The sequence below is a fragment of the Mucilaginibacter gynuensis genome (genome assembly GCF_039541195.1).
GTDB classification, from domain to species: Bacteria; Bacteroidota; Bacteroidia; order Sphingobacteriales; family Sphingobacteriaceae; genus Mucilaginibacter; species Mucilaginibacter gynuensis.
In genome coordinates this window covers 79,146-91,521 of record NZ_BAABFT010000004.1, presented here as the reverse complement: position 1 = coordinate 91,521, position 12,376 = coordinate 79,146, and the positions used below count along the sequence as shown (strand labels likewise).

At 42.0% G+C, this 12,376-nt stretch carries 6 protein-coding genes; all 6 read left to right on the top strand.

Features of this window, described 5'->3' with window-relative positions; translation table 11 throughout:
- The first annotated feature begins 27 nt into the window (after window positions 1-27).
- The 6 genes from ABD894_RS09520 to ABD894_RS09495 all read left to right on the top strand — a co-directional run bounded on the left by ABD894_RS09520 (window position 28) and on the right by ABD894_RS09495 (window position 12,331).
- A complete protein-coding gene (locus ABD894_RS09520) occupies window positions 28-1,536 on the top strand; it encodes a sensor histidine kinase (protein ID WP_345210784.1) in 1,509 nt (502 codons plus the stop codon).
- Window positions 1,537-1,545: 9 nt separating this feature from the next.
- The gene (locus ABD894_RS09515; protein ID WP_345210783.1) at window positions 1,546-2,238 is read left to right on the top strand and encodes a LytR/AlgR family response regulator transcription factor; all 693 of its coding nucleotides are present in this window, start codon (window positions 1,546-1,548) and stop codon (window positions 2,236-2,238) included.
- A gap of 163 nt (window positions 2,239-2,401) precedes the next feature.
- Window positions 2,402-3,079, top strand: coding sequence for a hypothetical protein (locus ABD894_RS09510; protein ID WP_345210782.1), 678 nt, complete (start codon window positions 2,402-2,404; stop codon window positions 3,077-3,079).
- A 35-nt stretch (window positions 3,080-3,114) separates the two neighbouring features.
- A complete protein-coding gene (locus tag ABD894_RS09505) occupies window positions 3,115-8,124 on the top strand; it encodes an FG-GAP-like repeat-containing protein (RefSeq protein ID WP_345210781.1) in 5,010 nt (1,669 codons plus the stop codon).
- Window positions 8,121-8,822: a hypothetical protein gene (locus ABD894_RS09500; RefSeq protein ID WP_345210780.1), complete on the top strand. Its 702-nt coding sequence runs from the start codon at window positions 8,121-8,123 to the stop codon at window positions 8,820-8,822. Before ABD894_RS09505 ends, ABD894_RS09500 begins: the two co-directional genes overlap by 4 nt.
- A 218-nt stretch (window positions 8,823-9,040) precedes the next feature.
- The gene (locus ABD894_RS09495; protein ID WP_345210779.1) at window positions 9,041-12,331 is read left to right on the top strand and encodes a glycosyl hydrolase; all 3,291 of its coding nucleotides are present in this window, start codon (window positions 9,041-9,043) and stop codon (window positions 12,329-12,331) included.
- Window positions 12,332-12,376 lie beyond the last annotated feature (45 nt).

Genomic DNA, 12,376 nt, shown 5'->3' with positions numbered 1-12,376 from the left:
AAAACATAACCCCAATATTACAACAGTATGATTAAGTATATAAACGAACGGCTAAAAGAAACGGCCCGTATTGAATTTTGGATTGTAATAGGCTGTATAGCAGCCTCCCTCCTGTTCGATCTGATAGACATTGCCAGATCGGGCCCGGCTAATGTAGAAACCGCTATACTCAATGGCGCGCCCATGCCGGTTGTTCATCATGTAAGCAGCGCGTTAACAGCGGCACTTTTTAATCATATCATCACGCTGATGAGCTACCTGATGCTTTGCTTCTACGTAATACCGGCCTTTGAAAGCCCTGACGAGAAGGCATCAAACTCAATATTCGTGTTTATCTTTATTACCGTGTGCTTTATGGCCGGCATTATCAACATGCACTTCGCGGCCTTGCTGGCTATCAAAATACTCTTCGTGTTTTTTGGCCGCAACAGGCAAAATAAAGATAATGTATTGTACCATGATGCCGCCTTGCTTACAGCATCCTTATTACTCATAAGAACCGGTATTACTTACATGAGTGTTCCGCTATGGTTTTACTATTACCTGCTGTATAACCTGCCTATGGCCATGGTAGTTTATCTTTTCCTGCTACATCACCTCATGCCAAAATCAACTACCCGTAAACGCCCTTTTTTGTACTATTTACCACGTTTGTTTTTGTGGGCAATGCTCTCAACCCTGGCCTTGTACGGCGTATGCATGTGCTTTAAGGATAATACCAATGGTGTGATGCAGCAAATTCCCTTGCAACTGTTAAACCAATTGGTTGGTACAAACATTTGGCAAAAAATTGATGATGAGCGCATGATTACCATTTTGGCTACCAATTTCTTTTCGGTACTGCTTATTATCAGTCCGCTGGCACGGGGCGTTTATAAAAGCCGCCATGCTAAACGCGACGAAGAAATAAAAGTATTAAAAACCGAGCTGGGTAAAACCGATGCCAATCTCAACTTCCTGAAATCGCAAATTAATCCGCACTTTCTGTTCAATGCTCTAAACACCCTGTACGGCACCGCCTTGCAGGAAAATGCCGAACGTACCGGCGAGGGAATCCAAAAACTGGGCGATATGATGCGCTTTATGCTGCAGGAGAACATGCAGGATAAAATATTGCTATCACGCGATATTGATTACCTGAAGAACTATATATTGCTGCAAAAACTGCGCACATCAACATCTGAAGATGTTACCATTGAAACACAGATAGACGAAGAGGCTGGCGAACTGCTGATAGCCCCAATGCTGCTGATCCCCTTTGTGGAGAACGCGTTTAAGCATGGCATCAGTTTGCAAAATCCATCGCACATAAAGGTAACGCTTCAAATAAGCGGCAACACGGTGTATTTCGATGTGCATAACAGCATCCATATCCGTAACGAAAACGACCCGGAGAAAGGCCAGAGCGGCATCGGGTTGGAGAATGTAAAACAACGCCTGGCACTGGTATATCCGCAAAAGCACGATCTTATTATACGCGAAAACGCCAAAGAGTTTTTTATACACCTCACCCTGCAGTTAGATATTAATAGTTAATTTTAAAGGATGATAGCCATTGCCATTGACGACGAACCCATAGCCCTTGACGTGGTAAGATCTCACGCTGCCAAGGTTCCGTTTGTTGAACTTACCGCAACTTTCACCAATGCTTTTGATGCCCTGGCCTATTTACAACAAAACAAGGTAGACCTTATGTTTTTAGATATTAAGATGCCCGACATAAGCGGTATTGATTTTTTAAATACGCTGAGCAATCCGCCCATGGTGGTTTTTACCACGGCCTATTCCGAACACGCTGTAAAAAGTTTTGAACTCGACGCGATAGATTACCTGTTGAAACCCTTTTCGTTGTCGCGGTTTTTAAAGGCCTGTAATAAGGCGCACGAACTGTTTAACCTGCGCAACAAGCCGGTACCTGATGCCACTCCCGATTTTATTTTTGTAAAAGATGGTTACGAACAGGTAAAAGTGCAGCTGGATGATATACTGTTTGTAGAGGCGGCAGGGAACTATACCAAGCTTTACCTCACGGCCAACCGATCGTTGAGTACACGCGTTACGCTGGCCGATATGCAACTGTTACTGCCCGACAAAAAATTCATCCGCACTCACAGGGCGTTTATCGTGGCCTGGGACAAGATAGATAAGTTCGACCGGGCACAGATCAATATTAACGAACACATCATCCCGATAGGGGCTATGTACGCCCAGGATTTGATAGTGAAAAAGGCATGGTAATCTCCGTACTATAACAGCTATCTGCAAAGCCCGAAATCATTACTAAAGCCACGACATTTAATAATAACATTAAAATATAACGCCCATCTACCTATTTGATAATGAAGGGATATTGCTAAATCCGGCTAATTTCCATACTTTAGGGTCGCTAAATCTTATCTGTATGATCATTGCCTTCGGCACCGGCTTTTTTGGTAAAATATCAAACGTCAATGATAACTGGATAGAAACAAAATTCTTTACGATCATGTTTCTGCCGATATTTCCGCTAACATCTATGTTCGTAACCGGTTCGGAGTTCAGAAGCCGGCGGGGTTTTGAAATTGACCTTGTAGGCAAAAGCGTTTTTGCTACCTATGCGCGATTGTTTTCATTCTTGCTTGCCGCATGGTTCTTTTTCATGGCTTATGACAATAGCTATTATTCTGTTAGCGAGACAATTACTTACATTGTTGCCGGGCTATTATTTGCCGCGGCATGGGTATACTTCTGTTTTTTTTATGGCAAAGCCTCTGCCGAAGATGTGGAGTTACGTATAAAAATTGGAACAGTTGCTGGTATTTACGCCTTACCCAACTGGCTTGATTATAACGACCTGCGCAATATGCTGGGCACATCAGAGCTAAAATACAAACAACAATACCCCGATAGCAACTGGAAACAAGAACTTGCCGGTGATGCCATAGCTCCTGAAAAATATAAACTATTGTTTGCACTCGCATTATTTAACTGCATGGTTTATGATTTACCGGAGAATGATGAACTGTATAAGAAAGCGTATGTGCTGTATCAGGTTAAGCCGCAAACAGTATTTACTCCTGCAACGCCGCAATTAGCATAGGTTTGTTGTAACCCATAGCCTCCTCACTTATTTTTATGATAACACGCTTACGCACTGCTCTCCTGTTAACACTTTTACTTTTCGCTACACGGCTTTTTGCTCAAGCACCTGTAATTACTAATTTCAGTCCAAAAATTGCAAAAGCCGGAGCTACAGTTACAATTAACGGCAGCAATTTCGGCAGCGGAACGGCGGCTAACATGGTACTATTTGGCGAGGATAAAGGCACTATCGTATCCGCTTCGGCCGGTAAGATCACTGTTAAGGCTCCTGCGGGTGCAGGTTATAACCATATATCGGTACTTAACACGAGCACAGGGCTAAGAGCTACTTCAGGCGGTTTTTTCACGCTCGCCTTTGATTCGTCCGACCCTTTTACCGGGTCGGCACTGGAAACATCTTCCATATTAAACATACCTAATACTGAAGTTGCCGAAATGTTGTTAAAAGACTTTAACGGCGACGGTAAACCCGACCTTGTTATAGGTAATTATTTTGCCGGCAAAATATCAATACGGTTCAATAACATGAGCGTATCAAATGCTGATGATACTTTTAACGGCGATGTAATAACTTTTGATATACCCAGTCTCGCTATAAAAATCATGACCGAAGATATGGATGGCGATGGCAAGCCCGATATTGAGGTTTTTACATTCAACGGTAAAATACACATCCTAAAAAACACCAGCACAGGTACCGGCGCGCCAACTTTTGAGCCTGTTGATATTGTACTAAATACCATCGTAGAGGCTGTGGCTATAGCAGATATGAATAATGATGGCAAACCGGATATTTTAACGTCGGTAGACAAAGGTTTGGGCATTATTAAAAATAATTGTACGCCGGGTATAATCACACCCGCATTATTTGAAACCGCGGCCAGCATTACTTCTACTTACATTGGCGGCGGAATTAAGGTTGCTGATATAAATGGAGATAATCGTTTGGATGTGGTGGCAGGTTCAGATAATAAGATAATAATATTTGAAAATCATGTTACCAATGGCGTATTAAATAATGAATGCATGGTTGCCAAATATCCTTTTGTTGTTGAGGGGCTAAGCAACTTTATTGTGGCCGACGTAAATGCCGATACACGCGCGGATATAGTTTGCTTTGCCCGAACTTCAGAAACTAACACGATACATATCTACAAAAACAACATTGATGCGGGCGCAACCATAACCCCATTATCATTTGCTTTACAAACCAAGTTATTTATACCTGATGGCACTTCATCTCTGTCGGCTTCGGATATTGACGGCGATGGCCGCGTAGATATTATTGCAAGCAGTACAAAAAAAACGGTATCAATATTTAAAAATGCTTTTAATGGTACTACTCCCGCAGCACCTTGGTTTGATAAAGAAATACGTATTGGTATACCCGGCTCAACTAAATTTATAATTGGCGATTGCAATAATGATAGCCGGCCCGACTTGCTAATTGGTTCGTCTGGCCAAATTAATATCATTATTAACAAAGAGCCATTAATACCGGTAATAAGTTCTTTTTCGCCATTGCGTGGGGCTGCCGGTAGTACTTTAACTATAAAAGGAAAATACTTAATGATGGGCAATACACCCAGTAAGGTATTTATAGGCGGGAGGGAGGCCACAGTAACCCAGGCAAGTGATACCCTTTTTAAAGTAACAGTTCCAATTGGTACAGCAACCGGCCCGGTAAGCATATTAAATACCCGCGAACACCGAATAATAAACGCAAATGGAAATTTCAGCGCAACATTTAAAGCGCCGGCAAATATTGAACGGCAGGATTTCAGGTTTAGTAAAATGAAGTTGACCGGTGAATATGCTGACTTAATTCAATTTCGTGATTTTGATGGTGATGGGTTTTTAGATTTATTTTACCTGGATGCCGGAACCGCGGTAGTACAACGTAACAGCGGCAAAAAAAAGGGAATTGATTGCACCACATTTGAAGAGCCGATAAAACTGAACGCACCTAATAACGAAAAACGTATCGGTTTTTTAAGTGATATTAATTACGATGGTTTAACTGATATTATTGCCGGGCCCAATAGTTTCTTAAACAAATCAACAAAAGGAAAATTGTTATTTGAGGCTACTGAACAATTTGCACCACAGTTACCCCATGATCTGATAATTGATGTTGACGGCGATGGCCGTGCTGATTTTTCAGACTATGGAAACATCTACAGAAGTATATATCCTAAAAACGCCACTTCAGTATATGCATACGAACCTGTATATTTAAAATTATTGCCCAATTGTACTTTTATGGACATGAATGGTGATGGCAAGCCCGATCTGGTATGGACACGGCAATCGTTCACTGATTACGGATTGGTAATGTATAAAAATGACAATGTGCCTGGCTCATTTTCTGATTCGGCTTTTACGGCTGTAACAGTTCCTACCAATACGGAGTATGCAACAATCGCCGATTTTGATAATGATAACATGCCCGACCTGTACTCACAAGGCAAGCTTTATAAAAACGTTACTCCTATTGGCGGCACTTTCAAATTTGATGCTCCTATAGACATTCAGTATAATAAAGATGATGTTTATGCGGATGTGAACGGTGATGGACTGCCGGATCTGATCAGGCAGAAATCCGGGAAATTTCCGGAAGATCCCGATACGCTGCTAATATTCCAAAATAGAGCAAAAGCAGGGCAGCCATTTAAATTTACTACTCCTGTTTTGTTCCCTCAATCTGACAATTTTGATAGCGGTACATATTTTTTAACAAACTTTTTAGGGGTGCAGGACCTGAACAACGATAATAAACCGGAAATTATTTTTTACGATCACGAACTCAATGAACTAAGGATCAATGAAAATACAATGCAGATAAGTGATGGCGATAAGCCCCCTGTAATTACATCATTTAATCCGCAAACAGGAAGCGTGAATAGCCAGGTGGTAATTGAGGGAGAAAGGTTTGATCCGGCAGGCAGCAGGGTTTATTTCGGGAATCTGCTTGCCGATATTGTAAGCGCTACAAATAACCGCATTACAGTTAAAGTGCCCGCTGGCGCCCTGTATAAACCCATTAAGGTGCTTAATACCACAACAAAGCGTTACGCTATATCAACGCAATCATTCATCCCTAAAATTGCCGGGGTTGACGGAAAGGTTTTTGATGCATCCCTGCTTACACAGGCACCGGATATGGTAAATAATTTAGGTTTTTTGCTTAATTACGAAGTAGCAGATATGGATGGCGACGGCAACCAGGAAATAGTTATTGGTGATCTTTTAGATATTAGTCCTTTCAATAGATATGCTATCGATATTTATAAAAGCCAAACTAAGGATACTTATAATAACCCCATAAATTTCGCAAAAGCGGGTAATTACCGTTCATATATTTACAGTGGTATTTTAAAAGTATCAGACTTGGATGGTGATGGTAAAATTGATGTTCTTTCGCCCGAAAACGACGGACTTACCATATTAGAAAACCAATACGAGGCCGGTTGCGGCTATAATTTAAAGAGGGTTGCGCTTATTGGCCGGGGTGAATATGATGCTGATTTTAACTATATTATAGCCGACCTTAACAACGATGGGAAACCGGAAATTATTAGCGGTTCCGGTAAACCGAACGAACTCAACATATATTACAATAACTCAAAAAGAGGAAGTATTTCCTTCAGCCCGTTCAATAATATAAAATTGAACAGATATAATAAGCTTGGGCTTTATTACTTTTCTATTGACAACATGATGATTGCCGATATTGATGGCGACGGTTGGAACGATATATTATTTAATGATATTACTACAGATGTAAATAAAAAAGTATTGTTTTACATGCGCAATTTAGCAGATCCGCTTAAAAGTAGTGCAACCTTTGCCGAACCGGTTGAGTTAAATAAAAAAGGCGGCGAAAAAATATTTTGGGCTGATTTGGATAATGATAAAAAAGATGAGTTAATAGTTAAGCAAAGATACAATGTGCTCATTTATAAAAACAATAGTGTGCCGGGTACTGCAGCCATAACAGAGTTAATGGAATTACCACTGAATGCCGAAACATTAATTGACGTGGCAGATTTTGACGGCGATGGCAAGCCCGATTTGCTGGTGGACAATATTGATACCTTAACAATTTTACGCAATACTATTACAGCAGGTGTTTTTAATAGAGAAGCATTCAGCAAAAGGCAATCATACAAAGTTGGCGACCATAGTTCGGTTCAAGTTATTGATTATAATAAAGACGGTTATCCTGATATTTCTTATCTTGTTAGAGACCGCAAACCAACAGGCAATATATATACCTTAAAACTGCTTTCAAGTAATAGCGGCCAACCCGAAGAACCGGCAGAGGAACTCCCCGTAACTAACTTCAATGTATCTGTTAGCAGCGAAACTTGTAAAAACAGCAACAATGGCAGTATAAGCATTACCGCAGTAAAACCTTTAAACTATACAGCAACAATAAACACAAATGACACAACCTTATTAGCCAAATTTACTACGGCCGTAACAATTAATAATTTGCAGGCTGGCACATACCCAATGTGTATTACTATTGATGGCAATACTAAATTTCAGCAATGTTATAACCTGGTAATTACCGAGCCTAAAGATCTTTCTGTTTTTGCCGTGGCAGACAAGGCAACAAATATACTTAGCCTTAAAATGGAAGGCGGCACACAATACCAGGTACAGCTTAATGGTATAACTTATACCAACACAACCGGCGATATGCTGCTCTCTTTGCAAAAAGGCAATAACGAAGTATCTGTAACAACTGATAAGGAATGCCAGGGAGTTTTCAAAAAAACGTTTAATGTAGTTGGCGATGTATCTTTTTATCCAAATCCGTTTACAGATGTATTGAAGATTGCACTTAATGGCTACTCAGCCCCCTTGGTGGGTATAGAGGTGCGCGACCTGCAAGGCAAGGTGTTTTTTGAAAATAACGTGATAAATAACAATGGTTCGGCCGAAGTAAACCTGGCTAAGTTAAGTGCCGGCGTTTATGTAATAAAGGTAAGCTTTGATAAAACAAGTAAAACTTATAAGATAGTAAAAAAATGAGGAAGGTATACAGTATATTAACTATTGCGTTATTGTGTTGGGGCTGCGCCAGTAAAAAAAGCAACGATACAGAGCCGAAGCCCGATCCGGTGATGCCTGATAAAGTAGTGATGAGCTTACCGGCAAATAATGAGCTTTGTAATACCGGCGAGGTAGTATCAACCACTAAAAGCAAGGTAAATTTTAAATGGAACACCGCTAAAAATGCCGACAAGTATGAGTTGGTTATTACAAACCTTCAAACTAATGATGTATTAAAAACAAATCAGACAAAAACTGATACATCAATAACTATAAACCGTAACGCGCCATATAAATGGCAGGTTATAGCTTACAATACAGCATCGGGCAAATCCGTTGCAAGCGATAACTGGAAATTTTATAACTCCGGACCGGCCACGGTAAGCTATGCGCCGTTCCCCGCAGAAATTATCGCTCCGATAAATCAAAAGCAGTATGACGCAACCGTTAAAAAAGTAACCCTCGAATGGAAAGGCAGTGATGTTGATAACGATATTACTAACTACGAAATTTACTTTGGCACATCAACCACGCCAGTATCTTTCAAAAAAGACCTGTCATCAACTACGCTTGATGTTGATGTTACCGGCAAAACTACCTATTACTGGCAAGTAATAACTAAAGATAGTAAGGGCAATACATCTGCCTCCGGCATAAATAGCTTTAAGGTAAATTAAGGAACTGCAAACAGCGGGACCCATTATCGAAAAATTAAATTTCCACGTATATCAATTACCCTTAATATCATACTATGTGACATTAAGGGTAATTGTTCATTCAGCCGGGCACTTATCTGCTATAAGTGCGCCCCGACAGTGCAGGAAGGTTATAAAATAATCGTTAATTACCTTGTGCAATAAACCAAGGCATAACCAATTATTTATAAGCTTGTACCGTGAAATACAACTACCTGTTCAAATCTTTTTTACCGGCATTATTTCCTTTAATTATGTGCCCGGTTGTTAGTACCGCTCAATTGGCTAAAGTACCTATCGTACCTTCTAAGGCAGAGCTTAACCGTCCGTTTGGTGAGTACGACGAGGTATTGTTTCGCAACCCGTCAAAAGTTTATCACCCCGAAACCTGGTTTCATTACATTGGCGGTAATGTATCAAAAGCAGGAATTACGAAAGATCTGGAAGCGATAGCCAGCGCCGGGATATCGGGCATTCAGCTATTTCACGGACAGTTTGGAGGCCCGTGGCCCGGGGTTGAACCTCAAATAACAAGTTTAAGCGCTAATTGGGACGATGCAGTAAGGCATACAGCGCTGGAATGCCGCCGCCTGGGTTTGAGATTTTCTATGAACAACTGCCCGGGCTGGGCAACATCAGGAGGCCCCTGGATTACGCCATCAAATGCGATGCGTAATTTGATCTGGAACCGAACCGATGTTACAGGTGGCAGGTTGATAGATCAGGTATTGCCAATACCCGAACCCAACAGTGAAGAGTGGCGGGATTATAAAGATATTACCGTACTTGCGTTTCCAACGCCCGCCGGCGATACCGGCAAGCCGCTTGTACCACAATCTATTAACAGCAATACCAATTTTAAATTGGATCAGTATTTTTCCGGAAGCGCTCGTGAACCTATCCATTTGCCGCCTGTTGCACCCGGTAAACCCAATTGGGTAGAGGTTACCTTTCCTGATGCTGTTGTCCTGCGCAGTGTGGAGTTTTCATGCGTTCAGGCCTTTAACCACAGCCAATCTTATGAACCCGGCGTAACTATAGCTATACAGGGTATTTTGCCCGATGGAAAGACGAAGGATATACTGCTTGCTGAAATGCCGCAGGCCAACTGGCAAGACGACCGGCCTATCACCTTTGCCTGTTCTGAACTTGCCGGTGTAAAAAAATACCGTATTTCTATTAGCAATAAATATGATATGGCGCTGAGTTCGCTCCGTTTGTTCTCTGCTGCACGAAAAAACAGTTGGGAATCAGAAGCAGCGTGGACATTAAGAAGCATTGAGCGTAGCGGTCAGCACCCTAAACAATCGGCCGGGGCATTTGTAGCTCCCGGGCAAATACTGGATATATCAGACAAGATGACCGCGGATGGAAAACTGAACTGGCTTGCCCCCAAAGGTAACTGGACGATATTGCGAATGGGACATATCAATTCGGGAAAACAAAACGGCCCTGCGCCTGCCGAAGGTACAGGATGGGAAGCGAATAAGTTTTCCAAATCAGGTGCTGAAGCTCATTTTGCAGGCTATATCGGGCGCCTTTCCAATCAAAATGGACCACTTGCCGGCGGCCTTTTGAACGGAATGCTGATAGATAGCTGGGAATGCCACACCCAAAGCTGGACACCGGATATGGAATCGGAATTTAAACGCCTTTCAAATTACCGGCTGCGCAAATGGTTGCCCGCCTTATTAGGCTATGTGATCAAAGATCACGAAACAACCTCGCGTTTTTTAACAGATTGGCGAAAAACACTTAACGACTTGCTGGTGAACAACTATTATGGTCGTATGAGTACGCTGGCCAAAAACAACGGATTATCAGTTGCCTATGAAACCGGCCCCGGAGACGTTGTACCTGCTGATATTATGGAGTACTTCAAATTTGCAGACGTACCCATGTGCGAGTTTTGGCAACCTATGAGTGATGGATTTGTAGGTTCAATCAATTTTAAACCTATAAAACCTACAGCATCTGCAGCAAGGATGTACGGCAAGCCACGTGTTGCGGCCGAGTCATTCACAAACATATCATTATCATGGGACGAGCATCTTGATATGCTTAAAGAAGTAGCCAACATTAATAGTGTGCAAGGGGTTAGTCATTATGTATTTCATACTTATACGCATAATCCGCAAATGCCTTTCAAAGCTCCCGGCAGCTCCTTTGGTGCAGGGATAGGCACCCCGTTTTTAAGGGGACAAACGTGGTGGCCATATATGCCTGAGTTCACAAATTATTTGTCGCGCTGTACTTATCTGCTTGAAAGAGGCAAACCCGTATCTGATGTACTTTGGTATCTTGGGGATGAAATTAACCATAAACCCAACCAAAATGCAGCTTTTCCGGAAGGTTTTAAATACGATTATTGCAATCCTGACGCGCTATTGAACCGCTTAACCACCGAAAATGGCATGATAGTAACACCTGAAGGAATCCGCTACCGGGTACTTTGGTTACCTGATGTACCAAACATGCTGCCCCAAACACTTGAGAAAATACAAACTTTATTACGCAACGGGGCAACCATTATTGGCAACGCGCCAACCGGTTTAGCCACGCTTACCGGCGGTGATGACGCTAAACAACGTTTTAGTGCTGCAATTAAAAACATATGGGGTACAAGCCACAAAGGTTTAAGGAAAGTTGGAAAAGGCTATGTAGTTGCGGGATTAACCATAGAGCAGGCATTAACAGCATTGAATATTAAACCGGATGTTACCGGGGGCAACGCGCTATGGGTGCACAGGCGCACTGAAGGCGCAGACTGGTATTTTGTTACAGCCCCGCGGGGAAACGGCTTTAAGGGAGAGTTAAGTTTTCGGGCAAATGGGCATGCAGAAATATGGGATCCGGTTACCGGGACATCCGAAGTTGCCGAAAGCAGGCAAAATAGCGATCGTAATACGGTTAAGTTTAACCTGGCAAAAGGCGAATCATGCTTTGTAGTATTCAGGCAAAAAGAAATTTCAAATGTGGCAGGCACGTTTAAGTTACATAAAGTAATTACTACAATACCCGTATCCGGAAATTGGAAACTGGCTTTCCCAGCCGGCTGGGGATTATCCGAAACAATAGCGTTGACAGAACTGAAGCCATGGAAAGATCTTGATATTTCTGCTGAAGGTAAGGCGTTTTCAGGTACCGCAACGTATACCACTACCTTTAATATTGATAATACACCAGCCGGACATGAGTATGTACTCGATTTAGGAAAGGTAGATATGGCTGCCTCTGTAACAATCAATGGGCATAATGCAGGTAAATTGTGGGCGCCTCCATACCGTATCAATTTAAAGAACTTTATTAAACCCGGTAATAATTCCCTAACCGTGGAGGTAACAAGCACCTGGTTCAATCGCCTTGTTTTTGATGCGGGGCAGCCTGAAGACAAACGTAAAACCTGGACAATATCCGGCCCCGGCAAAGATATGCCTCTGCGCGTATCAGGTTTACTTGGCCCTGTAACACTCGACGTTCAAACTGAATAATTAATATCTTTTTACACAACCAACACTGGGAGAACCCGGCATTAT

Excerpts from the sequence above, each read along its gene's own strand:
- ABD894_RS09510 (WP_345210782.1), top strand. The coding sequence starts at position 2,402 with ATGATCATTGCCTTCGGCACCGGCTTTTTTGGTAAAATATCAAACGTC.
- ABD894_RS09515 (WP_345210783.1), top strand. The coding sequence starts at position 1,546 with ATGATAGCCATTGCCATTGACGACGAACCCATAGCCCTTGACGTGGTA.
- ABD894_RS09520 (WP_345210784.1), top strand. The coding sequence starts at position 28 with ATGATTAAGTATATAAACGAACGGCTAAAAGAAACGGCCCGTATTGAA.
- ABD894_RS09500 (WP_345210780.1), top strand. The coding sequence starts at position 8,121 with ATGAGGAAGGTATACAGTATATTAACTATTGCGTTATTGTGTTGGGGC.
- ABD894_RS09505 (WP_345210781.1), top strand. The coding sequence starts at position 3,115 with ATGATAACACGCTTACGCACTGCTCTCCTGTTAACACTTTTACTTTTC.